The sequence below is a fragment of the Shewanella indica genome (genome assembly GCF_002836975.1).
Taxonomy (GTDB): domain Bacteria; phylum Pseudomonadota; class Gammaproteobacteria; order Enterobacterales; family Shewanellaceae; genus Shewanella; species Shewanella indica.
In genome coordinates this window covers 14,719-41,585 of record NZ_NIJK01000038.1, presented here as the reverse complement: position 1 = coordinate 41,585, position 26,867 = coordinate 14,719, and the positions used below count along the sequence as shown (strand labels likewise).

18 protein-coding genes and 1 other RNA gene are annotated in these 26,867 nt (G+C 49.7%); 15 read left to right on the top strand and 4 right to left on the bottom strand.

Features of this window, described 5'->3' with window-relative positions; genetic code table 11:
• Window positions 1-17 precede the first annotated feature (17 nt).
• The 5 genes from pspB (at window position 18) to CX650_RS12535 (ending at window position 4,584) form a co-directional block, all read left to right on the top strand.
• Entirely contained in the window at window positions 18-251 is a 234-nt protein-coding gene (gene pspB / locus CX650_RS12555) for an envelope stress response membrane protein PspB (protein WP_101096004.1), read from the top strand.
• Window positions 244-633, top strand: coding sequence for an envelope stress response membrane protein PspC (pspC, locus tag CX650_RS12550; protein ID WP_101096003.1), 390 nt, complete (start codon window positions 244-246; stop codon window positions 631-633). Before pspB ends, pspC begins: the two co-directional genes overlap by 8 nt.
• A 54-nt stretch (window positions 634-687) precedes the next feature.
• A complete protein-coding gene (locus tag CX650_RS12545) occupies window positions 688-2,124 on the top strand; it encodes a YcjX family GTP-binding protein (protein WP_101096002.1) in 1,437 nt (478 codons plus the stop codon).
• A gap of 3 nt (window positions 2,125-2,127) precedes the next feature.
• Entirely contained in the window at window positions 2,128-3,261 is a 1,134-nt protein-coding gene (locus tag CX650_RS12540) for a TIGR01620 family protein (RefSeq protein WP_101096001.1), read from the top strand.
• Window positions 3,262-3,390: 129 nt separating this feature from the next.
• Entirely contained in the window at window positions 3,391-4,584 is a 1,194-nt protein-coding gene (locus CX650_RS12535) for a trans-sulfuration enzyme family protein (protein WP_101096000.1), read from the top strand.
• Window positions 4,585-4,632: 48 nt separating this feature from the next.
• Here CX650_RS12535 and CX650_RS12530 read toward each other — a convergent pair whose 3' ends face one another.
• Entirely contained in the window at window positions 4,633-6,027 is a 1,395-nt protein-coding gene (locus CX650_RS12530; RefSeq protein ID WP_101095999.1) for a DASS family sodium-coupled anion symporter, read from the bottom strand.
• A gap of 378 nt (window positions 6,028-6,405) precedes the next feature.
• Here CX650_RS12530 and CX650_RS12525 point away from each other — a divergent pair, with 378 nt between their 5' ends.
• The 4 genes from CX650_RS12525 to CX650_RS12510 all read left to right on the top strand — a co-directional run bounded on the left by CX650_RS12525 (window position 6,406) and on the right by CX650_RS12510 (window position 13,561).
• Window positions 6,406-6,714: a ComEA family DNA-binding protein gene (locus tag CX650_RS12525; protein WP_101095998.1), complete on the top strand. Its 309-nt coding sequence runs from the start codon at window positions 6,406-6,408 to the stop codon at window positions 6,712-6,714.
• Window positions 6,715-6,857: 143 nt separating this feature from the next.
• Window positions 6,858-6,954: signal recognition particle sRNA small type (gene ffs, locus CX650_RS12520), an RNA gene on the top strand.
• Window positions 6,955-7,061: 107 nt separating this feature from the next.
• Window positions 7,062-8,285: a site-specific integrase gene (locus CX650_RS12515; RefSeq protein ID WP_157823025.1), complete on the top strand. Its 1,224-nt coding sequence runs from the start codon at window positions 7,062-7,064 to the stop codon at window positions 8,283-8,285.
• An 854-nt stretch (window positions 8,286-9,139) separates the two neighbouring features.
• A complete protein-coding gene (locus tag CX650_RS12510; RefSeq protein WP_101095996.1) occupies window positions 9,140-13,561 on the top strand; it encodes an SslE/AcfD family lipoprotein zinc metalloprotease in 4,422 nt (1,473 codons plus the stop codon).
• A 346-nt stretch (window positions 13,562-13,907) separates the two neighbouring features.
• On the opposite strand, the gene astB is transcribed toward CX650_RS12510, so the two are convergent.
• The gene (astB, locus tag CX650_RS12505) at window positions 13,908-15,242 is read right to left on the bottom strand and encodes an N-succinylarginine dihydrolase (protein WP_101095995.1); all 1,335 of its coding nucleotides are present in this window, start codon (window positions 15,240-15,242) and stop codon (window positions 13,908-13,910) included.
• A 337-nt stretch (window positions 15,243-15,579) separates the two neighbouring features.
• On the opposite strand from astB, the gene topA reads away from it, so the two are divergent.
• A complete protein-coding gene (gene topA, locus CX650_RS12500) occupies window positions 15,580-18,219 on the top strand; it encodes a type I DNA topoisomerase (RefSeq protein ID WP_101095994.1) in 2,640 nt (879 codons plus the stop codon).
• A 238-nt stretch (window positions 18,220-18,457) separates the two neighbouring features.
• Here topA and CX650_RS12495 read toward each other — a convergent pair whose 3' ends face one another.
• Window positions 18,458-19,237 (bottom strand): hypothetical protein, encoded by a 780-nt coding sequence (locus CX650_RS12495; protein ID WP_101056191.1) that lies wholly within the window; start codon window positions 19,235-19,237, stop codon window positions 18,458-18,460.
• Window positions 19,238-19,464: 227 nt separating this feature from the next.
• Between CX650_RS12495 and cysB the strand changes: the two genes are divergently transcribed.
• From cysB to CX650_RS12480, 3 genes are all read left to right on the top strand, one after another.
• Window positions 19,465-20,439, top strand: a complete 975-nt coding sequence (cysB, locus tag CX650_RS12490; protein WP_025011034.1) for an HTH-type transcriptional regulator CysB — start codon at window positions 19,465-19,467, stop codon at window positions 20,437-20,439.
• Between the two features lie 307 nt (window positions 20,440-20,746).
• Window positions 20,747-21,910, top strand: a complete 1,164-nt coding sequence (locus CX650_RS12485; RefSeq protein ID WP_101095993.1) for a nucleotide sugar dehydrogenase — start codon at window positions 20,747-20,749, stop codon at window positions 21,908-21,910.
• A gap of 41 nt (window positions 21,911-21,951) precedes the next feature.
• Entirely contained in the window at window positions 21,952-22,953 is a 1,002-nt protein-coding gene (locus CX650_RS12480; RefSeq protein ID WP_101095992.1) for an NAD-dependent epimerase, read from the top strand.
• Between the two features lie 79 nt (window positions 22,954-23,032).
• Here the strand turns inward: CX650_RS12480 and CX650_RS12475 are convergent, their stop codons facing one another.
• Window positions 23,033-23,506, bottom strand: a complete 474-nt coding sequence (locus tag CX650_RS12475; protein ID WP_226565708.1) for a copper resistance protein NlpE — start codon at window positions 23,504-23,506, stop codon at window positions 23,033-23,035.
• 209 nt (window positions 23,507-23,715) lie between these two features.
• Here CX650_RS12475 and rfbC point away from each other — a divergent pair, with 209 nt between their 5' ends.
• Both rfbC and katG read left to right on the top strand, forming a co-directional pair.
• Window positions 23,716-24,279, top strand: a complete 564-nt coding sequence (rfbC, locus tag CX650_RS12470) for a dTDP-4-dehydrorhamnose 3,5-epimerase (protein WP_101095991.1) — start codon at window positions 23,716-23,718, stop codon at window positions 24,277-24,279.
• Window positions 24,280-24,582: 303 nt separating this feature from the next.
• On the top strand, window positions 24,583-26,826 hold the full coding sequence (gene katG, locus CX650_RS12465) for a catalase/peroxidase HPI (RefSeq protein WP_101095990.1): 2,244 nt from the start codon (window positions 24,583-24,585) through the stop codon (window positions 26,824-26,826).
• The last annotated feature ends 41 nt before the right edge of the window (window positions 26,827-26,867 follow it).

Below are 26,867 nucleotides of genomic sequence, written 5' to 3'. Positions count from 1 at the left end.
AGACTCAGAGGTGATTTATGGATATGGACTTACTGCTGGCACCCCTGATTATCTTCATGATCTTTGTGGCGCCAATCTGGTTGATTCTGCATTACCGCAGTAAACGTCAGGTGAGCCAGGGGCTTACCGAAGCAGAGTTCAAACAGCTTAACGACTTGATAGACACAGCTGACAAGATGGGCCAAAGGATTGAAACACTGGAAGCCATCCTGGATGCCGAGTCCTCGGAATGGAGGCAACGTCATGACTGAATCAGGCAAGCGTACTCTTTACCGCATTCCCCAGCAAAGGAAGATAGCCGGGGTCTGTGCCGGGGTAGCCGAGTACTTTAATCTGGAACCTTGGTTGGTTCGGGTGGCTACGGTTTCAATCCTTGTGCTCGGTGGCTATGGAATGGTGATTATCACCTATCTAGTGCTGTGGATGATACTGGATGTCAAACCTTGGACAGCCAAAGACACCCATAAGGACATTGGGGTCAAGAAAAAGGTCTGGCAAGCCGGGGAGCCCGCCAAACAGGCGCTCAGAGATGTAAGCAATCGCTTTCAATCACTGGAGCATAGGCTCAGGGCACTCGAACAACATGTCACCTCTGAGCAATTCGAGTTGAAAAGACAGTTCAACAACCTATAAATCCTTGTTCAAGGGGCGGTGCTTACCGCCCCGTTTGTTTGTATCAGGAGAATTATGGCAAGCGTCAGGCAAGAGTTCGGCAAACTCAAACACAAAACTCGTGAGTTGGCACAGCGCACCACAGACAGGCATCTTAGGTTGGCGGTTACCGGCCTTTCCGGCGCCGGCAAGACGGCCTTCATTACCGCGCTGGTGGATAGACTGTTGCGCGCAGGCACCGAGCCTGATGGCAGGGGCTTACCCCTATTTCAGGTGTGCCGCGACGGACGGTTACTCGGGGTAAGGCGGGAGCTGCAGCCGGATTTGACCATAGCCAGTTTTGATTTTGATGCGGCGATTGCCAGTTTGACCGCGGCCAGGCCCAGTTGGCCGGCATCGACCCGCAGTATCAGTGAGCTGCGGCTGACGCTCAAATATGTGCCTACCAAAGGGATGTTGGCAAAATTGGCCGACAGCGCCAAGCTGCATCTCGACATAGTCGATTATCCCGGGGAGTGGTTGCTGGATTTGCCCATGTTGAGCCAGGACTTTAACCGCTGGTCTGAAACCCGCTTTGCCCGGCAATCAACCCTGGAATCCTCGCCTCTTTACCCTAAATTTGCTGCGGCGCTGGCGACGCTGGATTTGTACGCCGATGCCGACGATCAGGCGCTGGCCGCCATTGCCGAAAGTTATCGGTTACTACTGCTGGATCTGGTGCATCAACAGGGGTTTTATCAGGCACAGCCGGGGAGAATGTTGCTGCCCGGAGAGCTGGCCGGTACGCCACTTTTGGCCTTTTTTCCCCTGTTACCTGAGCAACTCAAAGACAAGCAGCAACTGGCATCGGCCGGACGTCGCAGTAATTATCAGGTGCTCAGGCACAGATATCAGCAATATCTGGCCAAGGTGGTCAAGCCCTTCTACCAGGAGTATTTTGCCGGTTTCGATCGTCAGTTAATTCTGGTGGATTGCTTCAGCGCCCTTAATCGTGGCAAGGCGCAGTTTGAAGATATGGCCGAAGCTCTCAATGCCATCAGCGCCAGCTTCCAGTATGGGCAGTCCAATTTGCTGCGACGTTTGTTTGCTCCCCGAATAGATACTCTGCTGTTTGCCGCCAGTAAAGTCGATCAGGTGACCCGGGATCAGCAGGGCAATGTGTTGTCACTGCTCAGCGCCATGTTGGCGCCCAGTCGGCAACAGGCCGGATTTGCCGGCAGTCGGGTGGAAACCATGGCCATCAGCGCCATCAAGGCGACTCGTCACGGTATGGTTAAAGATGCAGATGGCGTGGAGGTGGAAGTGGTCTGTGGCCGGCGCATGAGCGATGGACAGAAGGTGACCCTGTATCCGGGCGAGGTGCCCAGAGCCTTGCCTGAAAAAGCGTTCTGGCAAAGGCAGGGATTTAATTTCTGTGAGTTTGCGCCGCCCGACAGCCAACCGGAACAAGGCTATGAACATATCCGGCTCGATCACCTGCTGGAGTTTCTTTTGGGCGACAAGTTGAGGTAAGTCGTGGCAAAACACAGTTCAGAAAAGCGTGTTGATAATGCTGCCGACAACGGCAGTCACGCTGATGAGGCGCAAACCACAGAGTTGGCGCCACAGAGAATTTTCAGTCATCAGCCGGAATCCGCCGCCGAATTGGCCGCGGCCAAGGATTTCCAAGGCGATGACTTTGTTGAATACCCCACAGAAGCCAAACTGGAACAAGTGCTGAGTGCACAGCCCAAGGCGGATCAACTCATCTCCCTCAAGCCCAAACGCTGGTCCTGGTTGGCGCGTTTGGTCCTGCTGGGCGTGATGGCGGCAGTGGTGCTGCAGACACTGCTGGGTCTTATCGATGCCTGGCGCGACAGCCCTTGGCTGTTTGGTTTTTACAGCCTGGTGCTCGCCTTGGTGCTGGCCTGGGTTGGCAAGCTTTGTTTCGGGGAATGGCGCAAACTCAAACGCCTGCGCCAGGTGGAAGATACCCAGCAAACCGGGCAACGCCTGCTCGGCAGTATGCAGATGGGCGAAGCGCGCGATTTTATCTATGGTATTTGCAAGCAGATGCCCAAGGGGCCGGAGCAGGACAGGCTGCAGTCGCTGCTGAATCCGGAGCAGAATGACGCCGAGCAATTGCAGCTGTTTGATCAGGTAGTGCTGACCGAGCGTGACAAGGTTGGCATGAAGCTGGTGCGCCGTTATGCGGCCGAATCGGCCCTATTGCTGGCGGCCAGCCCGCTGGCGGTACTGGATATGGCGCTGATCCTCTGGCGTAATCAGAAGATGATCCAGGATATTGCCCGCTGTTATGGGGTTGAACTGGGTTATTGGAGTCGTATTCGGCTGATCCGCGGGATCCTGGTCAATATTCTCTATGCCGGCACCACAGAGCTTGCCACCGACTTGGGTACCCAATTGCTGTCGGTAGAGATGTCCGGCAAGCTTTCGGCGCGGCTCGGTCAGGGACTGGGGGGCGGTTTGTTGACGGCGAGACTTGGCTATCAGGCGATGGCGCTTTGTCGGCCGCTGGCATTTTCCAGTGCCAGCAAGCCCAAACTGTCGCGGATCCATAAAGAACTGCTAATGGAACTAAAGGATTTTTCCGCTTCTGTGCTGGTGAGGAAACCCGAACGTAACAAAGATTTTACAACCAAGGAGTAATGATTTTTGCTTGCCGATTTGGGCAAGTCTTGCTGACTCAGTATGTTGGTGCCAGGACAACTGAATCATCCCGGGCGAGAAGCCGAATAACAATATAAGGGATGGTCGGACTGACATGGGGAGTTAAGCATGCAACACAAGCAGCCAAAAGCACTGCACTCAGCCACACTGGCTATTCATGGCGGCCACTCTGGCGAGCCTTCCGGGGCACTGGTATCGCCTTTATATCAGAGTGCCACCTTCTGTTTTGATACCGCCCAAAGCGGTGGTCGCCGCTTTGCCGGTGAAGAAGAGGGCTATATCTACACCCGCTTGGGTAACCCGACAGTTGCCGAGTTTGAGCGGCGCTTGGCGTTGCTTGAAGGCGCTGAAGCAGCGGCTGCTGCCGCGTCCGGTATGGGCGCGGTATCGGCGGCCTTGCTGGCATACTTGAGCTGTGGCGATCATCTGTTGGCTTCCTCGGCCGTCTATGGCTGTACTTTTTCATTGATGACAGAGCAGTTTGCCCGCTTCGGTATTGAAGTTTCTCTGGTGGATTTTGCCGATCTCGCGGCGGTCGAGGCGGCTATTCGCCCCCACACCCGGGTGATTTTTTGTGAAACCCCGGTGAACCCGCATCTGGCCGTATATGATCTCCGTGCCATAGCCGCTATCGCCAAGCGTCATCAACTGACCAGCATAGTGGACAACACCTTTATGACCCCGCTGCTGCAGCAGCCTCTGCAGTTGGGGATTGATCTTGTGGTTCACAGCGCCACCAAGTATCTCAATGGCCATGGCGATGTTATTGCCGGTATCATCTGTGGTTCGCAAGCGGCGATAATGGCCATCAAGCAACAACAGCTAAAAGATATTGGCGCCGTGCTATCGCCTTTCGATGCCTGGTTGATTTTGCGAGGCCTGAAAACCCTCTCGGTGCGACTCGAACGTCATTGCGATAATGCCGAGCGCTTGGCGCAGTATCTCGAATCCCATCAAGCCGTGGCCAAGGTACATTATCCCGGGTTGGTTTCCCATCCGGGCCATCAGTTTATCGGCTCGCAGATGCGCAGGGCCGGTGGGGTGTTGGCGTTTGAGCTTAAGGCCGATTTGGAGCAGTCCATGGCCTTTGTCAATCGACTGGCACTGTTCAAAATTGCCGTGAGTCTGGGGGATTGTGAGTCACTTATTCAGCATCCGGCGTCCATGACCCATTCACCCTATACCCAGGAGGCGCGTATTAAAGCCGGCATAGGTGACAGCCTGCTGCGAATTTCGGCCGGGCTTGAGGATGTGGATGACCTGATAGCCGATCTGGAGCAGGCACTGACAGTGATCAGTTAAAAGAGGCAAGGCGAGCATGGCTCGCCTTGTTTTTCGGGCTTGAGAGAATCAAATGCCCCAGAAGGTGTGGGCTATGATATAGAGCACCAACATACTGATGAAGTTGATGATAATACCGGCACGCATCATTTCAGACTGCTTTATGTAGCCTGAGCCATAGACTATGGCGTTGGGGGGCGTGGCCACCGGCAGCATAAAGGCGCAGGATGCCGAAATACCTATGAGCACCGACAACATTACGGGCGATAGCCCCAATGCTTCGGCGATAGCAGCAAACACAGGTACCAGCAAGGCGGCACTGGCGGTGTTACTGGCAAACTCGGTCAGCATGACCACAAAGAAAATGACCGCGAACACGAACAGCGACATATGGGTACTGCCGAAGATGTCTGTCATCCAGTGGGCCAGAAAGACGCTGGTACCCGTGGCTTTCAGTACGGCACTCAGGGTCAGACCGCCGCCGAACAGTATCAGCACACCCCAGTCGGTGGTTTTTTCTATTTTCTTCCAACCAACCAAGCCAAGTCCTGCCAGCAAAACCACTGCAGAAAGCGCGACTATGGTGTCAAACTGGCTGATACCGCCAAGGGCGGCCGATAGAGGCTGACTGAAGATCCAGCAGCAAACTGTGGCCAGGAAAATAAGTAGAGTCAGTTTTCCCTGGAAACTGAGTTTTTGATCTTCGATATCCAGTTTACATTCCACCGACAGATCCGGTTTGAAATACAGATACAGGGCGATCAGCATGGTTGGCAACATCAAAGCGACGGTCAAGAGGCCAAACTCCAGCCAGTCGCTGAAGCTCAAGCCGGCCTGGGCAGCAGCGATGGCGTTTGGCGGACTGCCCACCAGAGTGCCTATGCCACCAATGTTGGCCGAGTAAGCGATACCCAGCAGCATAAAGACATAGGTGTTGTGCTGGCTCTCTCTATCCAGTTGCTGCAAAATTCCCAGTGCCAGAGGCAACATCATGGCTGCGGTGGCCGTGTTGCTGATCCACATAGACAACAACGCGGTTACCCCGAACAACATCATACAGGCGATGCTGAGTTTACCTTTGGAAGCCAGCAGCACCTTTTGGGCGATAAGGGTATCGATTTTTTGATGGTGCAGGGCAGCAGCTAATACAAAACCACCAAAAAACAAATAGATAATTGGATTGGCAAAGTTGCTCATGGCAGCTTTGGTTTCAAACACACCGAAAAATACCGCCAGAACCGGAATGAGTATCGCCGTGATACTCAGATGAATGGCTTCAGTAAGCCAGAGCACAGCGGCAAATACCAAGATAGACAGACCGGTATTTACCCCGGGTTCAAAAGGTAAAAAATTGTGTAATAGAAAAAGCAGCAAGATATCTGCGGCCAAAATCAACATGTTACGTTGTTGGGTGCTCTTCTCTGTCTGCGAAGGGGGTAAGCTTTCCGTTTGTTCTAAAGACATTGTTAACTTCCTCGTCTTGTTTTTATGGCAAGCAATTTAGGGCATAGCTCACATTTGGCAAAGGGCTTTATTGGGTAACTTAACCACCTTGCCTAATGCATTTGTATGAGGAATCTATCACGAAATTGGTAAATTGGAGAGCTGGATCACGTAAATCTGTCGCCTTTGGGCGTTTTTTTGTTTCAAACGGTTAGCCAAGAGGCATTGCCTTTATATTACTGAAAGAGAATGAAAGTTTAAAACGGTGATCTGTGTCACATTAGGCTGTTGTACTAATGTCTAGTTGCAATAATTTGGCAATATCCGTGCGCTGGTCTACATTTCTTTTAGGCCAAGGAAAGGGATCTCGGCCTCAATGACCATGACAAGGAGTCTTCAATGAAAACACCATTCTATGCTTTATTACTTGCAACCAGTCTGAGTTTCCCCCTGTACGCCGGAGAGCCCACTAAAGACAAAACTTCACAAACGTCACAAGCCGGACAAGCACAGGTTCACCAAATCAATATTAATACTGCCTCGGAATCTGAGTTGCAGCTACTGAAAGGGATAGGAGAGGCCAAGGCCAAAGCGATTGTGGAATATCGCAGCAGCCAAGGAAAATTCAAATCCATTGATGAGTTGGCTCAGGTAAAGGGGATTGGGCCTAAACTGGTCGAACAGAATAAACATCTATTGGTACTTTGACCATAAGAGAAACACAAGCTTTTGTTTATCTTATGTTCACTTAAAAGCAATCGGGGGCAAACGGAGGTTATTTCCCTTGATCCAGACGAGGGCATGATGGATAATCCACGGCGTTGCAGCAAGGCTGCAAATCTGTGGTGACCCCAGGGTCCCCCCGCAATGATAACTTGTGAACCCGGCCAGGCCCGGAAGGGAGCAACCGTAGCAAGTGACTCATGTGCCGGGGTGTGGCTCTGGGGGAACCTCCAATTCCAAACCTTTTCAAATGGTTAGCTTGAGATAAACCTTGGTGGTACACAAGGTGGTCCACTTTGAGTCTAGCTAAAGCCTCTAATACAGCTCCTTATTTGTATCGATCCCGACATGGTGTCTGGTATGCCCGTGTAGTCGTTCCTGAAGATCGTAGAGATGCCATAGGGAAACGTGAACTTCGCAAGACACTTGCCACTAAAGACAAGCGCGAGGCTGTCCTGAGATCTTGGGATGTGCTCAAGGCTCTGCATGCCTTGGCTAAAGGCAAAGCATCGGCGATACAATCCCCATCAGCCAGTTTGGAGTCTTCTCAAGGTCGTGCTGTGGTATCGGCCCCAGTCCCTTCTGAGATTCCCCCCGTATCCCCCCAGTTACCTAAGTTGAGCCAGATAGCGGATGAATACAGCCGGGAAAAGGTCTTGGGTGGTGCATGGTCGAAACATACTGAGAGCGTTAACCGCAAGACATTCAGAGACATGATTGCCTTGCTGGGCGACCTTAGGATTGACCAGTTCACCAAGGAGCAGGCTCAGAGGTATAAGCAGCACTACAGTGCCAAGACTGACCTGTCTGTCGCGACAATCAACAAGTACCTGACTCGGGTCACCGCCTTGTTGCAGTGGGCCTCAGCTCACTATGTGACACCTGTTCACTATGGGACACCCAATCCTATGGCAGGAGTGAGCATTCGTGTGTCGGCAAAGGTGAAGGTGTCTAAAGAGCGGGAGGCGCTGACTCCATTCCAAATCAAGCAGCTATTTCAAGCACTGCCCATAGGCAACGCCAAAAGGTACGCCTACAGGTACTGGGTGCCTCGGCTTGCGGCGTACACTGGGGCCAGAGTCGGGGAGTTGGCTCAGTTGTATCTGGATGATTTCACGATAATTGACGGTCATCCGTGTATCCTTATCCGAGCCAGTCACCCAGACCAATCAATTAAGACCCCAAGCAGCGAGAGGGCCATCCCCATTCACCCTAAGCTGATAGCTCTGGGCTTCCTGCACTTTGTTGAGAGACAGCGAAGCCTAGGTCATCAGCGCCTGTTCCCTGAGTTGCCTAAACAGGAGGCTTGGGGTTACTCCCATGCTGTTTCTAAGTGGTTCCACAACTTCAAAAGGAAACTGGACTGGGGAGAGCGAGAGACCTTGCACGGTATACGCCATGCGGTGGCAACTCAGTTGAAGCGCAAGGAGTTTAGCTCTGATTTGATCGCCGGGTTATTGGGGCATTCCCATGGTTCAATTACCTTCGACCGCTACGGGAAGGAATACGAGGTAAACAACCTGCTCAGAGTGGTTGAGGCTCTGGATTGGGAGTAGCGCTTAGTGTCATTCAATAGCTTGGCAGTTGATAAAGCTAAATAGTTGATAGCAAAAGGTGTATGCCTTACGCCTAATGGCGATTAGTTAAGACAGAACGCTTGACGATCTAATTGAAAGGATCAAAATCAGGAAGACCTGATGTCATCGGATTTTTTGTATAGAGAAAATGCCGTTCACACTAAGTGAACGGCATTACGCATCGTTGCGGACTTTTTTGTTTCTAAACCTCACTCAGTCGGTAGTGGTTGCTCTTTGATGAAGGTGGCAAGTATTGGATAACACAGGTGCGCAAAGAGAACCCTTTATTCGCCACAAGGTAAGAGGTAATTGGAGGGGATAAACGTGGGGTATTATATTTGTTGTAAACCACTTTTCCGATGTTGCGTCTTTAACAAATGCATGTACGATTGTGACAATAAGTACGATTCTACAACTGAAGTCTAGTCAAAAATCGGATGTGCGGTAAAGAAATTATCGACATGGCCAAATAGTTTTATTAAATTACGCGCGCCTGGTTTTCTGCGATAGTTTTTGGGTCAAAATTTCTGTTCGCAGAGCCAGTTAGAGCTCGGGTTAACTGATGAGTCAATATAATTTATCACTATACCAAAAGGCGACTGTTCTCAAACGTTTTGCGTCTTGAGAACGGTTGGCTTGGAATATGTTTCGATAAAGTTGGTTTAACTGTTTTTATGGGCTTTAAACGGATTGGAAATATTTGTTACTGTTCAATAACAAGGTTTTCTTTCCAAGAGGTAAATGAAACTTGTTTTTTCAGTAAGCCTTATTTTAATTCAAGGCGATCGAGTATTTAACACGAGTACTTTGTCAATAATCTCTAGAGAAACTAAATGAAGAAAAGTATTATTTCTATAATGGTTTTATCTGCGATGCTGGCAGGATGCAATAATGATGATTCATTGGGTGAGGTGCCACCTACGGAGGTTATTCCTCCGACAGATGTGGTTCCACCTACAGAGATCATTCCACCAATAACTTATATAGGTCAGCTCCAGTCATCAGGACAACTCATTAAAGGTGAAGTGGACTGTAATGGGCAGCGAGTTATTGATGGTAGATTCGAAGTCCTTCAAGGGATTTCCTTTGACTGTCGTGTGGGCAATGTTGTTCTTGGGGAATTTACCGCTCCATTTCCGAATGAGACTCGTGATCAGATCCAAAATAGCAAGATAGAAACCTCTTTTGAACTGACTCGCCTGCACGGTAAGCGGGTTACTGAAGTCTTACAATCAATCGATACTTGCGAGAATGAAGATGCAATCTGTTTAACAGAGATTGATTCATTTGATATTGAAGAAGTGTTTAGCCAAGGTCTAAGTGATGAAGCCATTGATGCCTACTTTGCCTGGAAAGAGGAGGCGGCCACGGACCAAGTCGGTAAGGCGCCAAGCTCTCACGTTGATAACAAAGTGATACCAGCGGTTGACGCAGATGCTGATAGCGATCTGAATGCAAAGTTTGTATCTGCTAATGCTGAGTCGAGCTACGCTTATAAAGCAACTGCAGAAGGCAAAGTTCTTACCCGCAGTAAGCTGACGGATATAAATGGTCAAGCTCTTGTTGGTGTAAGTTATTTCTCCGCAAACTCTATAGGTTTAACGGATGATAATGGTGAGTTTGAATACCTTTGGGGTGATACCTTAACCTTTGGTATTGACACTTTTGAATTTGGTAAGGTTGTTGGTAATAAAGTTAACTATAAGCTAACCGATGTAACGGATAATGATGTCACGAAAGCCAATATCCAGGCACTCATTGAGCGTTATGCTGTAAACTTGAATGGTAAGTTTGAAATTACCACAGAGATCAGGGATACGTTTGCTATGTATCCAAATGTAATTAATGAGCTTATCAACCTTTCACTGCCAAATGGCGGAAAGCTTGAGGGTTCTGACTTTAATTTGCCCAATGAGTTCGAAGAACAGTTCAGTAAAGGTTTGACTGCCTGGATAGATCAAGAATTACGTCAGCCGATGGCATTCAGTTATTCGCAATCTCAACCACAGGTTTTTTCGTTAGATAATGGTAAATATGTAACTGAATCATTAAATGCCATTTTTCGCGATGTAAATACATTCCATGTATTTAATGATAACGGCAGTTTTTACGGTGCAACCGGTTATACTCGTGGCATGCGGGCATTGAATCTTTCCAATCGCGCGTTTCCTGTGATGATGCCGCGCTCTGATATAAACCGTGAACTTGATTTTGGTGAACCACAAGCGTGGACCCGCGAGGGGCGCCCTTATATCGCGACTTGGCCGGGTATTGATATGCCTGCGATTCCAACAGTGAGTAAAGACAACGCAACCTTTGGCTTCCCATTTGTTACAGCAGGTGAGATTGGCCAAGGTAAGATTGTGATGATGGGAAATGGATTGTACCCAAGCATTCTTTCATGCCCGGACAATTATTGGAATAACCGTTCTGTTAAGATCGACAGTTCGGCTAAGAGCTGTACTTCCACTAAGGTTGAAAACCCAAAGCATGATGACCATGGCAGTATGAAGCAGTTCTTTGTTAACTTGTTCCAGTGGTTTAATAATAATAACCCAACACAAGGTATCGCTATTGGTACTAACATAGATAAAGCATATTTTGCTCATGCCAATAGTGGCTTAGGGATGCAATATGACTTTTTTGTTAGTCCTGATTTCGGTTTTGGTGAGCTTACTCAACTGAGTAAAGGTAGCTTTAACAATATTTCAGCCAAAGCCACCCCGATTTTGATTTTGCAGGCATATCCACCAAAACTGATCCAAGATGGGATGACAAATCAGTTCGTGGCAGATTTGGATAATCCGAACCTGACTCAAAGTGATGTTACGGCACTAATCAAGTATGTGAATGACGGCGGTAATATCTTGTTTATGGATGCCATTCAAACCGCAAACCCAGAGCCGATTGGCCGATTGGCCGATGCGGCGGGTATCTCTGTCGGCGGCCAAAATGTGACCCCGACAAATCAAGCATTTTGTGGCAGTTCTTATTATTGTCAGGAAGCCTATCCAAACCTGCATGTAAAAGGTGGTTCCGAGATGGTGGTTTTGGAGCGCTTTCAAGACCATGAGGGTAAGCAGCCATTTACTGTCAATCAGGATGGCACTGTCGAGTGGCTCAAAGATGAAACCAAGATCAAATTTGAGATCCCGACCTATGAGGTACCTAAGTTAAATGCCGACGGTAATCCAGAGTTTGATCCGCAGGGCAACCCTGTAATGTTGAAAAAACATGCTCGTATCTTTGTCAATACAGCTGAAGAACGTGAAGCGGCAATCGCAGAGCTTCAAGCTGCCTTTGAAGGCACGCCTGTGTGTAACAATGCCTACGAGTATGAGTTTAACTGTATTGAAACTCGTTCCGGGCATGGTTACACAGTTCGTGGTGCCTATCACCGGCCGGATTTTGACCGTTATGAAGTGAGTAAAGATGTTGTCGAAAGTATGGTGAAAGCCGCAAACCTGGGCGCGAACTTTACCGCATTATACAAGCATGAGCTTTACTACCGCACCAAAGGCAAACAAGGTAGTCGTTTATCAGCGACCGAGCTGAATCAAACTTACGATAATCTGGCGATTTGGATGTGGAATGACAACCCTTACCGTTATGAGACAGAAATTCAAGATGAACTGGGCTTTAAACAAGCGGTGCAGTTCCTGAACTGTTACACGGACGATAAGCATCAAGCTGATACCCAGGAAGCCAAATGTCCGCTGGATTTGAAAGCCTCCCTGGTCAGTAACGGCATGATCTATGGTGCTGGTGACCTCGAAGGTCAAATGAATCCCAGTTATCCATTGAACTATATGGAAAAACCATTAACCCGAATCATGTTGGGACGTTCATTCTGGGATCATGACATTGTTGTCGATACCACTCAATATCCGGGACGCACCCCCGGGGTGGTGTCTAACGGCACAGCTCACATTCAAACGGATGGTAAAGCTGTCACCTACTCTGCAGGTAATAATCAATCCACAGGTTACTGGGCTCCTCAACTGCAAGAGGTGACCATTACCGGGGGAGTGGAAGCGACCATTACTGTCATGATGGCAGATGATCTAACGGGTAGGCCAAACCATGAGTTGGGTTTAAAGCGTCCACCACGGATGCAAACCAGCTACGACTATAATGGTGTACGTAAGTCCTTCAAAACGCCTTATGGTGGTTTGATTTATATTCAGCCCAAAGAGCAGGGGCTAGGCGAAGTTACCTTTAACCTGGAAGGAGTAGAAACCGCAGCATGGTGGAAGGAGGGGCAATGGATACACAGCCTGGAGTCCGCAACGGCACCTATTGCTGAAATTGATACCGGGTCATTTATTTACACTACGCCGGTACAGAATGTGCAGTTGATGAATGTCGATAAATTCGCTGCGGATATGAACCGTTTTGCTGAGGCAGCAAGCGATTTCTATGGTCGTGATGAAAGAACTGATGAAGGCCGGCATCGCCGCTTTACCTACACAGATCTGAAAGAGTTCCGTCATCGCTTTGTTAACGATGTGCAGATCTCCATTGGTGCTGCGCACTCGGGTTACCCTGTGATGAACTCTGGCTTTAACGCCGATGCCACTAGTGTTCCAACCAATGCCATAAATGATTGGTTGCTGTGGCATGAAGTGGGGCACAACCTAGCTTCTGCTCCTTTTAATGCTCCCGGCAGTACAGAAGTTACCAATAACCTGTTGGCGTTGTATATGCAGGAGCTTGAGGGCCGTAATGACAATCCTCGAATGGATCGTATAGCGGCTGATATCCAAAAAGCGCCATTGTGGCTTGATGGCAATGCCGGTCATGCCTGGTCCCATGGTGATGCGGGGATGCGTTTGGTGATGTTCGGTCAACTTAAACTTTGGGCCAAAGCACACTTTAAAATTGATGACTGGTACTCAGATTCAGAGGATAAACCATCCATCTATGGTGCAGATGAAGGTTGGAATATGTTCAAGTTGATGCATCGTAAGGCTCGTGGCGACGTGCAAGGTGATAATGGCGGTATAAACTACTGTAGTTCACAGGCAACGGGCTTATCTAACGGTGATCTTATGATGGTATGCAGCTCATACGTGTTCGGTTACGACTTACGTGACTTCTTTACCACTTGGAATGTTGGTGAAACTTCTATGACCAACCCGGATGGGAGCAAAGTGTACAGTGGTGGGATCAGCCATAAAGGTCTTAGTACACTAGACCAACTCAAGTTGAGCAAGCCAACAAAGGATCCGCTGGCAGTTAACTCCCTCAATTAGGATATTTAATTGATTAACGATAAATCCCTCAACCTAGGTTGGGGGATTTTTATGCATTTTGATTACCTGAGGTGAACCAATCAAAATAGCGCAACGGAGTGCTGAGTGGCGGTTGCTGGTGCCGAATAGACAGATGCTGGCAGGTTACTGATTAACGTCACGACTTCCAACGGATTAATCATTCACCTGCCGATTATTCTTTTGGTTACTCATCAAGGATATAGATGGCGCTCTGACAAGAGCCCCAAGTGCCTGACGGAAATTTTTTAGTGGCAAAAAGTAGGCCTCAAGAACAGAGGCCGATATTGTGCGGAAGTGATTTGAAATGTAGAAATTAAGCTAAAACTTATCTCTGGAACTGATAAACACTGCCGAGTTTCATTATCTGAGTCAGTTCATCCAGTGCGGTACGGGACTCGACTATCAATTGTGGGTCGGCCAAGTCTGCGGGTAACAAGCGATCGCGGTAGTGTTTGTCCACCCAGGCGTTGAGGCGAGTAAACAGGTTATCGTCGAGCAGAACGTGCTGATTGATGGCTGCCAACTCGGCATCATTCATAGCCACCCTCAGGCGAAGGCAAGCTGGGCCACCACCGTTTTGCATGCTTTGTTTAACATCAAAGTATTCAACTTTCTGAATTGGTGTATCCAGAGTCAGCAATTCATCCAGGTAGGCTTTTACCGCTGGATTCTCGGCACAGTCGGTTGGCGCTATGATAACCATCTTGCCGTCACTCATGCTCAATAGCTGAGTGTTAAACAGGTAGGATTTGACCGCATCCTGAATACTGACTTTGGCGGTCGGTACTTCAATGAAATGGATATCACCTTCCAACTTGGCGCGGATCTCTGCCAGCTTGGCCTTGGTATCGACAAAGGCCTGCTCGTGATGGAAAAGCACATTGCGGTTACCGACAGCGATCACATCATTATGGAATACGCCTTGATCTATCACCTCAGGATTTTGTTGAATAAAGACAGTGTTGTCTTCATCGAGACGATGTAAACGGGCGATTGCCTGCGAGGCTTCCAGCGTTTGTCTGGCGGGAAACTTCTTCGGTTTTATGGCCTGAGGGTTGGTAGCTTCCTGGCCGTAAACAAAGACTTCGACTCCGGCATGACCATATTCCTGACACAGACGGGTGTGGTTGGCAGCGCCTTCATCACCAAAACTGCTGTGTTCCGGCAGGTGCTGGTGGTGTACAAAATAGCGACTGTCGCTGAAAATGGCCTTGAGAATGTTGCCCGTCGTTTGCGGCTCGATTGAGCGATGCAACTTATCCACCAGGTTGGCCGGCGTAAAGTGAACGCGGCCATCATGGGTATCGGCACTTGGAGATACAGTTGCGGCATTGGCGGTCCACATGCTGGAAGCACTGCAACAGGCTCTGAGAACAGCAGGTGCCTGCGCGGCTGCCTTTTGCAACACTTCTTTATCAGTGCCACTGAAGCCTATTCTGCGCAGTGTATGCAGATCTGGGCGTTCTTGCGGCGCCAGAATGCCCTGGACCATCCCCATGTCGGCCAGGGCCTTGGCCTTTTGCAAGCCCTGTTTGGCCGCCGCCTTGGGGTTGGCTGCCTGGGCGGCATTGTTCAGGGAGGCGACATTGCCGAACGACAGGCCTGCATAGTTGTGGGTGGGGCCCACCAATCCGTCAAAATTCGCTTCAAAATGCTTCATTGCTTGTCCTTTTGGGGTATTTGAGGTTGTTATAGAGGCCCAATCCAGGCCTTGGACTGGCTCCAGTATACTTGAGCCCCAAGGCTTCACAAGTCGACCAGGAAGGCTGCAAAAAGTGCTTTTTCATCACAAATGCATAACTATTACTTGCTTGCCGTGAAATAATGAAATATTAGTTTTTAATTACGCAATATTATTTTGTACAATTTTTTAACCCTGCTTAAAAATTGAGTCGCCGGTACACATAAAAGAGGGATTAACTTGAAAGTCCGTGGACAACCCTCTATATATGGTGCCAATTTTCACCGTTCTGAGATCGTTTGGCGCAAATCACACTATGGGTAAATCGCTAGTTATTGTCGAATCGCCGGCCAAAGCCAAGACTATCAACAAATATCTTGGTAAAGAATTCATCGTTAAGTCGAGTGTGGGTCACATACGTGACTTGCCGACTTCCTCCTCCGCCGACGCCAACGGCAAGGCCAAAAGCGCCGCTGAAGTGCGTAAGATGTCACCTGAAGAAAAGGCCAAGTACAAGAAGGTGAAAGAGAAAAAGGCTCTGGTCGCCCGTATGGGGGTTGATCCTGAGCACGGCTGGAAAGCCAACTACCAAATTCTGCCTGGTAAGGAGAAGGTGGTAAAAGAACTACAAGCGCTGGCCGATTCTGCCGATGAAATCTATCTCGCGACGGATTTGGATAGAGAAGGGGAAGCGATTGCCTGGCACCTGCAGCAGGTAATAGGCGGCGATAATTCGCGTTATAAGCGGGTGGTGTTCAATGAGATCACCAAGAGCGCTATTCAGGATGCTTTCAGCAAACCCAGTGATCTTGACAACAACATGGTCAATGCTCAGCAGGCGCGGAGATTCCTCGACCGAGTTGTGGGCTTTATGGTTTCGCCACTGCTGTGGAAAAAGGTCGCCAGAGGCCTTTCTGCCGGGCGGGTTCAGTCGGTAGCCGTGCGTTTGGTGGTTGAGCGGGAAGCCGAGATCAAAGCCTTCGTGCCGGAAGAGTTCTGGGATCTGCATGCACAATTGGCGACTGCTACCGATGATGCCCTGACCATGCAAGTGGTCAAGCAAAACGGCAAAGCATTTGAGCCGGTTAATGAATCCCAGGCGCTGGCCGCGGTGGCCGCACTGCAATCGGCCAGTTATGAGGTAATTGGCCGCGAAGATAAGGCCACTCAAAGCAAGCCCAGCGCTCCCTTTATTACCTCGACACTGCAACAAGCTGCCAGTACCCGTCTCGGCTTTGGAGTCAAGAAGACAATGATGATGGCCCAGCGTCTCTATGAGGCGGGTCATATCACTTATATGCGTACCGACTCTACCAATCTGAGCCAGGAAGCGCTGGATAACGTCAGAACCATGATTGCCAAAGAGTTCGGCGACAAGTACCTGCCTGATGCACCGATTCGTTATGGCAGCAAAGAGGGCGCACAAGAAGCTCACGAAGCGATTCGCCCTTCAGATGTCTCTATACACGCTGCGTCACTGACCGACATGGAGCGTGACGCTCAGCGGCTCTATGAGCTTATCTGGCGCCAGTTTGTTGCCTGTCAGATGACTCCTGCTCAATATGATGCCACCAGACTCACGGTCAAGGCCGGTGAGTTTGAGCTGAAAGCCAGCGGTCGTACGTTGAAATTTGATGGTTGGACCCGGGTACAATCTGCCGTCAAGCGCAAGAATGAAGAAGAAGTCACTCTGCCATATCTGGCCAAGGGCGATAAACTGGATCTGAAACAACTGGATCCTAAACAGCACTTTACCAAGCCACCGGCGCGATACAGTGAAGCCTCTCTGGTTAAAGAATTGGAAAAGCGTGGCATAGGTCGCCCCTCTACGTACGCCACTATTATTTCCACCATCCAGGATCGTGGTTATGTGAAGGTGGAAAACCGCCGTTTCTACGCCGAGAAGATGGGTGAAATTGTCAGTGAACGTCTGGTGGAAAACTTTGCCAACCTGATGAACTATGACTTTACCGCCGGTATGGAGCAGACCTTGGATAACGTCGCTCAGGGGCAACTCGACTGGAAACAGGTGCTTGATGGCTTCTACAAAGATTTTACCAAGCAGTTGCAACATGCTGAGCTGCCACCGGAAGAGGGCGGTATGCGCCCCAACCAGATGGTGCTGACAGATATAGTTTGTCCTACTTGTGGTCGCCAAATGGGGATCCGTACTGGTACTACTGGTGTGTTCCTGGGATGTTCCGGCTATGAGCTGCCACCCAAAGAGCGTTGTAAAACCACGCTGAACCTGACTCCGGGTGAAGAAGCGATTAGCGAGAGTGAAGATGCCGAAACCGAGGCACTTAGAGCCAAGCATCGCTGTGGCATCTGCGGCACCGCCATGGACAGCTACCTGTTGGATGAAACTCGCAAGCTGCATGTTTGTGGTAACAATCCTGCTTGTCCTGGATATGAGGTCGAGAAGGGACAGTTCAAGCTTAAAGGCTACGAAGGCCCTGTGATAGAGTGCGATCGCTGCGGCAGTAATATGGAGCTGAAGAACGGCCGTTTCGGTAAGTACTTTGGCTGCACCAACAGCGAGTGCAAGAACACCCGTAAGCTGCTCAAGAATGGCGAAGTAGCGCCACCTAAGGAAGATCCTATTCCCTTGCCTGAGCTCAAGTGCAGCAAATCAGACGCTCATTTTGTCTTGCGTGATGGGGCTTCGGGTATTTTCCTGGCTGCAAGTACTTTCCCCAGATCCCGAGAGACCCGTGCACCATTGGTCTCTGAGTTGGTGGAGTACCGCGAGTTGCTGTGGCCCAAATATCAGTTCCTGGCTGATGCGCCGGTGAAAGATGACGAAGGCAACCCGGCGCTGGTGAAGTTCAGTCGTAAGACTAAAGAGCAGTATGTGGCCAGCGAAGTTGACGGTAAGGCGACCGGTTGGGTTGCTCATTATCGTGATGGCAAGTGGTTTGCTGAAAACAGCAAGAAAAAGAAAGCCAAGAGTTAAGTTTCAGGTAAAAACCTGAGTTAAGAAAGCCCTGCTGTTGCAGGGCTTTCTTGTTTCCGGCGGCCCATGTTTGACTGTTATTGGAAACAACGGTTACCCGCTTGGACTATTCAAGATGGATTTGGCTGAGAGGGGATTGGGTTAATAGAGACTTGATTGGACTGGATTAAGCCAAAAGCACCCTGAAGGTGCTTTTTGAACTTTGTTTGTCTGAAGCTACTTTAGGTCAGTTGGCGGCTTACCATTTTTTCTTAGGCTGGAACAACACATCGATATCATCTTCATCGCTTTTAGGTTTTGGAGCACTGGGCTGAGCCATCTTTTGCGCCCCCATGATTTCATCGAGCAGTTGCTTGGCTTCATCCACTTTGCGGGCAATGAAAGGATCGTTCGGGGTTTGCGCCTTGATGGTATGCAAGGTGCCGAGGGCCTTGGTCACCATTTGCCTCGATGAACCGTATTGTTTCATATAACTGGCGGCGCGGGCGCGGGATAGCATACTTTCGACATTGATCCTGAGTTGCAGGCTGTCGATACGGCCTTCTTCAGTGGAAAAAACAGTAGGGTCGACTTTGCCCTTATTATGCTCGGCACGCAAAATCGCCTTGAGTTTTTTCAAAGTCTGCACCAGCACCAATACCTGACGGTCATTGTCCGGCAGACGAAAACTCTCTATCGCAGGTGTTTGTTGGGGACTGTTTTGCAGATTGGTGATCAGCGCGTCAAGGTCGGTTAGCCGCCGTTCATAGTCACTCTTCTGGTTGGCCTTACTCAGGGTAACGGCAATTCTTGCGGCATCCTGAATGCGCTTGTAGAGAACCAAAACGATTTGTGAAGAGCAGGGAAACATACCGGTATTGGAGAGAACTTCTTCAGTTTCGTCCAAAATCGCTCGCTGACGAGCCAACTCAGTACGACGTTCGGCCTCGACTCGCTCTTTTTGTTGCTGAATAACATTGATACCGATAACCAGCAGAAGAAGCGCACCTATCAGCAGCAGTACAAGAGTAAATGCCATAGCCTGTCCGTAAATTTTATCATTCTGTTAATGCTACAATAAATCAATAAACTAGCCTAGTTATCTTAGCCCAGCACCAGGTATCTGTCCTGAAGATAGCTCGCATTCGCGGCTATATTCCTGTTTGATTTAGTTATTGCTTTATACTATAACCATTAATTATAGATGTCCGGTATTCCAACACTCAATTCTGCTCCTGAATGGGGCCGAAGTTCAAGGATCTAAAGATGAAACTGCAACAGCTCAGATATATTGCAGAAGTGGTCAATCATAACCTCAATGTTTCCGCGACCGCCGAAAACCTTTATACCTCCCAGCCAGGGATCAGTAAGCAGGTACGTATGCTGGAGGATGAACTGGGGATCCAGATCTTCGGTCGTAGTGGCAAACACTTGACCCATGTGACTCCGGCCGGCGAGCAGGTTATCAAAATTGCCAACGACATCCTTGGTAAAGTCGAAAGTATCAAGAAGGTGGCCGAAGAATACACCAAGCCCGATCAGGGGGAACTGAACATTGCCACCACAGATACCCAAGCCCGCTACGCTTTGCCACAGATTATCCGGCAGTTTATTGAGCGTTATCCCAAGGTAAATCTGCATATGCATCAAGGTACGCCATCGCAGATAAGCGAAGCCGCCGCCCGAGGTGACGCCGATTTTGCTATCGCCACCGAGGCGATGCATCTCTATTCCGATCTCATCATGCTGCCGTGTTATCACTGGAATCGCTCTGTGGTGGTTTCTCGGGATCACCCGCTGGCCAGCCGCAGTCAGATTAGCATTGAAGAGTTGGCGCGCTTCCCCCTGGTCACTTATGTGTTCGGTTTTGATAAGGCCTCGGAAATTGAGCGGGGTTTCCATGGTGCCGGGCTTGAGCCCAGGGTCGTCTTCAGTGCCACAAGTGCCGATGTGCTCAAGACTTATGTCAGATTGGGGCTCGGCGTAGGAGTGATAGCTTCCATGGCGATTGATCCTGTAATCGATAAGGATCTGGTCGCCATAGACGCCAGTCATCTGTTTGCCCACAGTACCACCAAGATAGGTTTTAGAAAGGGCAGTTTCCTGCGTAGCTACATGTATGATTTTATTGAGCGGTTTGCGCCGCACCTGACCCGAGATGTTGTGGAGAAGGCGGTGGCATTGCGTGATGCACAGCTGATAGAGCAGATGTTTGCGGATGTCGAGTTGCCGCTGCGCTGAAACAACTGCATGAAAGCTTTGTCTTCGGTCTGAGCAGTTTTTACATACTGACAACAATGATGAGTTCCGTGCTTTAAGCTCCAACCCTGTAATTGGGAGATTTTTCTTCTCGTTATGGCAAAGTACGTGCTCATTACTGCGCTATGGTTCGGTTCTCCCTGCTGTGCTATGGCCTCAGTGGACGGCGTTTGTCAATAATTAGCAAAGCAACCAACAATCTAATCCTCTTTGGGGGCTAAACTGGCGTATATCTCTGGTTTCATCACTGTGTTAAGTTAGCGTACAGCGTAAGCAGTGGGGGAAAAAAATGAAGATAGTAGTTGTTGGAACCGGTTATGTTGGCCTGTCAAATGCAGTTTTGCTGGCACAACATAATCAGGTGTGGGCGTTGGACGTCTCATCAGAAAGAGTGGCAATGGTGAATGCAGGCCGCTCGCCTATTGCCGATGAACTTATTGAGCAACACTTAGCCAGCCACAGGTTAAAGCTAACAGCAACAATGGATAAAGCTGTCTATCGGGGCGCAGATTATGTGATTATTGCTACGCCAACGGATTACGATCCCAAGACCAATTACTTCGACACCAGCACAGTAGAAGCCGTGGCAAAAGATGTGATAGCGGTTAATTCTGCCGCTTGTATCATCATCAAATCTACAGTACCTGTCGGTTTTACCAGAGCATTGCGAAACAGGCATGGTACGGCCAATATCATATTCTCACCTGAGTTTTTGCGAGAAGGTAAGGCTTTGTACGATAACCTTTATCCTTCTCGAATCATTGTTGGTGAACGCTCAGAGAGAGCCGAGCGATTTGCTCAATTGCTTGCTGAAGCAGCGTTAAAGCCAGATATTCCCGTGCTCTTTACCGGCAGTACAGAGGCTGAAGCCATTAAGCTTTTTGCCAATACATATTTAGCTATGCGAGTCGCATATTTCAACGAACTTGACTCTTATGCGGAAACCAATGGGCTGGATACAAGGCAGATAATAGAGGGGGTGTGTTTGGATCCCCGTATTGGCGGTCATTATAACAATCCTTCATTTGGTTACGGTGGCTACTGTTTGCCTAAAGATACCAAACAACTACTGGCTAACTACAACCAGGTTCCCAACAACCTGATAGCGGCAATTGTTGATGCCAACCGAACCCGTAAGGACTTTATTGCCGATTCCGTCATTGCCAAAAGACCCAAAGTAGTTGGCGTATACCGACTGATCATGAAGTCCGGATCTGATAATTTCCGCGCTTCGGCAGTGCAAGGCGTGATGAAACGAATTAAGGCCAAAGGGATTGAAGTGGTGGTGTATGAACCTGTGCTGGAAAGTGATGAGTTTTTCCGCTCTAGAGTGATACGCGATGTTACTGAATTTAAAAAAGTTTCAGATGTCATTATTTCGAACCGTATGGTTGATGAACTAAAAGATGTTGCGGATAAAGTTTATACCCGGGATCTGTTTGGTAATGATTGAAAGCGGCTTGCGTAAACGGAAAGTTAAATGAGAAGATCGGTATGAAATATTTGGTTACCGGCGCAGCCGGTTTCATCGGTGCCCGTGTTTGCGAACGTTTGTGTGAAGCGGGATTCGAAGTTGTGGGTATCGATAATCTCAATGATTACTACGATATCAGTTTAAAACAGGCCAGATTGCAAAAGCTGGCTGATTTTAACCATTTCCAATTTCAAAAGCTTGATTTGGCCGACAGGGAGGCCATGGCTGAACTCTTTGCCAAAGGTGGTTTTAAGCGGGTCATCCATTTGGGGGCTCAGGCCGGTGTTCGCTATTCAATTGAAAACCCTTATGCTTATGCGGACAGCAATATTATCGGTATGCTTACTATATTGGAAGGCTGCCGTCATCATGGCATAGAACATCTGGTATATGCCTCTTCCAGCTCGGTTTATGGTCTCAACAAGAAGATGCCGTTCGCGACGACTGATTCGGTCGACCATCCGGTGTCTTTTTACGCGGCGACCAAGAAAGCTAATGAGATGATGGCACATAGCTATGCGCACCTTTATGGCTTACCCGCAACAGGACTGAGGTTTTTCACTGTCTATGGCCCATGGGGACGCCCGGATATGGCGCCTATGCTGTTCGCAGATGCCATTACCTCTGGCAGGCCTATCAATGTGTTCAATCAGGGGAATATGAGCCGCGATTTTACCTTTATCGATGATATCGTCGAAGGCATCATCAGAGTGGCAGATAAAGTGCCTACGCGGCAGAGTGATTGGACGGTAGAACAGGGGACCCCGGCAACCAGCAGTGCGCCATATCGTGTTTATAACATAGGTAATGGCAGCCCGGTTCGCTTATTGGATTTTATCAGTGAGCTTGAAGCTGCGCTCGGGCAAAAAGCCGAAAAAATTATGCTGCCTATGCAAGATGGTGATGTCCAGGCCACTTGGGCTGATACCGAAGATCTATATAGTGCCGTGGCTTATAAGCCTAGAGTTGGGATCCGTGAAGGGGTCAAAGCCTTTGCCGATTGGTATAAAGCCTTTTATTAATAAAAGAGCCATAGCGCGCTGCAGATCTGAAACGCGCTATGGATTTATCTCATCATTTTGCAGTGTTCATGCGGCGTATTTAGTTCTCTTTATTTAACCTGTAGTTATCAGCCAGGCTGCCGGTGATGCGGTTGCCTTCTCTGTCCAGCATAAACAGCTGATTTTCCCCTACCAGATATTTACTGCCATCCTCCAGGGTGATTTTGCTGCCGCTGGCATCCCAGGTGAACTTGCCGGTTTCGCTGAATATGCTCTCGTCCTTACCTTGATACACTTGCTGCAGGCGATAGCTGTTATCTTCTTTGAGCGTTAGCGTAGTTTCTATTCCTGAGCAATCTGCGCAGGGAAGCAGTCCTTTATAGCTTCCGTCCCAGTCCAGCGAGTTTTGACTGGTATCACCCATAGGTATTTGGGCTGTTTGTTCAGCTGGGGCCGTAGCGGTTTCTGCTGGGCCGTTTGTCCCTGGAGATTGGCTGTCCTGATCTTGGCAAGCAGCCAGACCCAGCGCCATACCACTTGTCATCAGCAGCGCAAAAATAGTGGACTTGTTCATGGTTTATTCCCTTAAGTTACCTAAGTTGGCCTTCAGGCTAGCACAGCTGATTTGCCGGGTGTAAGGCTTTTGTCACACCATCTGGGTTATGGTTCAGAGCCTATTCAGTCACGTAACCGGCTTGTTTACGCGATGCAATCGAAAGGCTATCGTCCTATGACTGCGACTCCTGCTACAATCCCTCCAATTACCGTTTTTTGTGTCTCTTGATGAAAGCTCAATCTCTCCCTTTATCCGGCCTGATATTGTTTACGCCCGAGATCTTCAATGATAATCGGGGCTATTTTATGGAGTGCTTTCGAGCCTCTGTCTTTGAAAAAGCCTTGATGGATAGCGGCCAAGCTCCAGTTGCTCTGGTGCAGGAGAATCACAGCTGTTCTGGCACGGGCGTGCTTAGGGGGCTTCATTTTCAGCGCCAATATCCCCAAGGTAAGCTAATTCGGGTTATCAGCGGTGAGATATACGATGTCGCCGTCGATATTCGTCCCCAATCTCCCACCTTTGGGCAGTGGCACGGTTTGCATTTATCGGCACAGAACCGCTGTCAGCTGTGGATCCCACCGGGTTTTGCCCATGGTTTTTACGTGACCAAGGGACCGGCCGAGGTGATATACAAGTGCAGTGATTATTATCAGCCCGGCGATGAAGGTGCCATTGTCTGGAACGATGCTGACTTAGCGATAGACTGGCCGCTGAATACCGCACTGGGTGAGCCATTACTCTCAGCCAAAGACAGACAGGCCAAGCCCTTTAGCGCTCAACACTGGGCTTGAAAACGAACATTTGATAGCAACCACTGACTTCCAATCTTTGGCTTAGAAAATGGTTGGACAACTACAGAATGCCGCCCCCTAAATTAGTATTCGCTTCTTTTTAGATTACAATAATCTGATTTAATCGTTAGTTGCGAATAGGTTTCCTCACTACCTTGGAATAAGCAGCGACAGGCCGTATCCGTCACTGCTTAACTGTGCCCGTTTGTTAAGGCGCGCTAACCAAAGGCGCCGGCATTCGCGGCACTTGAATCGGGGGAGTGGCTTATCCCACCCCCTTCACCAAGGAAGAGGACTTCCAACATGAAATTAAGTATCCCATCTTTGACCGCGGTGGCGCTGTCTGTTGCCATGGTATTTGGCGCAGCCAGTACCCAAGCGGCGCAGTCGCCATCGGCCGCTCAGCCTCAGGCCGCAACAACCAACGCCTACTGGTGGCCGCAGCAACTGGATCTATCGCCACTGCGTCAGCACGGCGTTGAATCCAATCCCTACGGCACCGATTACGACTATGCCAAGGCTTTTGGCTCTTTGGATTTGGACGCCGTTAAAGCCGACATCAAAACCACGTTGACCACTTCCCTGGACTGGTGGCCTGCCGACTATGGTCACTATGGCCCTTTCTTTATCCGTATGGCCTGGCACAGTGCCGGTGTTTATCGCATCTTTGACGGTCGCGGCGGTGCCAGTGGTGGTCAGCAACGTTTTGAGCCTCTCAACAGTTGGCCTGATAACGTCAGTCTCGACAAGGCTCGCCGCTTACTTTGGCCAATTAAGCAAAAGTATGGCAGCCAGATCTCCTGGGCCGATCTCATGGTACTGGCCGGTAACGTATCCCTGGAGTCCATGGGCTTTAAGACCTTCGGTTTTGCCGGTGGCCGCACTGATGACTGGGAAGCCGAGAAGGTTAATTGGGGCGCCGAGAAACAGTGGCTCGACAATAAACGCCACAATGAAAAAGGTGAGTTGGCAAAACCTTTGGGAGCCACCCAGATGGGACTCATCTATGTGAACCCGGAAGGTCCAAATGGCGTGCCCGATCCCTTGGCATCTGCCCAGGAAATACGCGATACCTTTGGCCGTATGGCCATGAATGATGAAGAAACCGTGGCGCTGATCGCCGGTGGTCACACCTTCGGTAAGGCTCATGGCGCCCATGACCCAGCCAAGTGTGTCGGCGCAGAACCCGCTGCCGCCGGAATAGAGGAGCAGGGCCTTGGCTGGAAAAACCGCTGCGGTAAAGGTCACTCGGAAGATACGGTTTCCAGCGGCCTGGAAGGCGCCTGGTCTTCCAATCCCACCAAGTGGACCATGGAATACTTAACCTGGCTCTATACTTTCGATTGGGTACAAACCAAGAGTCCGGCCGGCCACATTCAATGGATCCCTGCCGATGGCAAGGCCGCCAATTTGGTGCCAGATGCCCATATTCCCGACAAGCGTCATGCTCCTATCATGTTCACCAGTGATATCGCGCTGAAGGAAGACCCTATTTACCGCGAGATCACGACCCGTTTCCTCAATAATCCGGCCGAGTTTGAGCTGGCCTTCGCCAAGGCTTGGTTCAAGTTGACTCATAGAGATATGGGGCCGAAGAGCCGCTACCTGGGTAAAGATGCGCCTTATGAAGATCTGATCTGGCAAGACCCTATCCCAGCCATCGATCATCAACTGATCGACGCGGCCGATACCAAACAACTGAAAGCGGCTATTTTGGATTCAGGCCTCAGCGTGCCTGAACTGGTGAAAACCGCCTGGGCCGCGGCGTCATCTTTTCGTGGCACAGATATGCGTGGCGGCGCCAATGGTGCCAGAATCGCCCTGAAGCCCCAGAGCGATTGGGCGGCTAATGATCCCAAGGCATTGGCGAAAGTCATTGGTAAGCTTGAGAAAATCAAAAAGGATTTCAATAAGAAAGCCAAGGACGGTAAAAAGGTGTCGCTGGCTGATCTCATTGTATTGGGCGGCAGTGTCGCCATAGAAAAAGCCGCAGCCGATGCTGGGGTTAAAGTCAATCTTGCCTTCCATCCCGGGCGGATGGACGCGACTCAGGCCCAAACGGATGTGAACTCCTTTGCCGTGCTAGAGCCCAAGGCCGATGGTTTCAGAAACTATTTCAGTGATCAAAGCCCGGCATCACCGGCCGAAGCTCTGATTGAAAAGGCGAACTTTCTTAACCTGACGGTTCCTGAAATGACGGTATTGGTTGGCGGTCTCAGAGTGCTGGATACCAATAGTGGCGGTAGTAAGCATGGGGTGTTCACCCAAAGCCCCGGCAAGCTCAGTAACGATTTCTTCGTTAACCTGCTGGATATGTCTACTCGTTGGGAAAAGGGCGAGGAGCCAGGTCTCTATCAGGGGCTTGATCGTCAGTCCGGCAAACTCAAATGGACGGCTACGCCTGTCGACTTGGTGTTTGGTTCCCATTCAGAACTCAGAGCCGTTGCTGAAGTGTATGCCGCAGACGATGGCAAGACCCGCTTCGTTGAGGACTTTGCCAAAGCCTGGACCAAGGTGATGGAGCTGGATAGGTTCGATTTGCAGTAATCGCTGACGGCTGATGTAAACAAGTCATAGGGGGATAACCC

Bases quoted from the DNA above. Each gene is read 5' to 3' on its own strand.
- CX650_RS12535 (WP_101096000.1), top strand. From the start codon at position 3,391: ATGCAACACAAGCAGCCAAAAGCACTGCACTCAGCCACACTGGCTATT.
- topA (WP_101095994.1), top strand. From the start codon at position 15,580: ATGGGTAAATCGCTAGTTATTGTCGAATCGCCGGCCAAAGCCAAGACT.
- CX650_RS12525 (WP_101095998.1), top strand. From the start codon at position 6,406: ATGAAAACACCATTCTATGCTTTATTACTTGCAACCAGTCTGAGTTTC.
- CX650_RS12545 (WP_101096002.1), top strand. From the start codon at position 688: ATGGCAAGCGTCAGGCAAGAGTTCGGCAAACTCAAACACAAAACTCGT.
- pspC (WP_101096003.1), top strand. From the start codon at position 244: ATGACTGAATCAGGCAAGCGTACTCTTTACCGCATTCCCCAGCAAAGG.
- CX650_RS12480 (WP_101095992.1), top strand. From the start codon at position 21,952: ATGAAATATTTGGTTACCGGCGCAGCCGGTTTCATCGGTGCCCGTGTT.
- CX650_RS12475 (WP_226565708.1), bottom strand. From the start codon at position 23,506: ATGAACAAGTCCACTATTTTTGCGCTGCTGATGACAAGTGGTATGGCG.
- CX650_RS12510 (WP_101095996.1), top strand. From the start codon at position 9,140: ATGAAGAAAAGTATTATTTCTATAATGGTTTTATCTGCGATGCTGGCA.
- astB (WP_101095995.1), bottom strand. From the start codon at position 15,242: ATGAAGCATTTTGAAGCGAATTTTGACGGATTGGTGGGCCCCACCCAC.
- CX650_RS12495 (WP_101056191.1), bottom strand. From the start codon at position 19,237: ATGGCATTTACTCTTGTACTGCTGCTGATAGGTGCGCTTCTTCTGCTG.
- pspB (WP_101096004.1), top strand. From the start codon at position 18: ATGGATATGGACTTACTGCTGGCACCCCTGATTATCTTCATGATCTTT.
- CX650_RS12485 (WP_101095993.1), top strand. From the start codon at position 20,747: ATGAAGATAGTAGTTGTTGGAACCGGTTATGTTGGCCTGTCAAATGCA.
- katG (WP_101095990.1), top strand. From the start codon at position 24,583: ATGAAATTAAGTATCCCATCTTTGACCGCGGTGGCGCTGTCTGTTGCC.
- rfbC (WP_101095991.1), top strand. From the start codon at position 23,716: ATGAAAGCTCAATCTCTCCCTTTATCCGGCCTGATATTGTTTACGCCC.
- CX650_RS12530 (WP_101095999.1), bottom strand. From the start codon at position 6,027: ATGTCTTTAGAACAAACGGAAAGCTTACCCCCTTCGCAGACAGAGAAG.
- cysB (WP_025011034.1), top strand. From the start codon at position 19,465: ATGAAACTGCAACAGCTCAGATATATTGCAGAAGTGGTCAATCATAAC.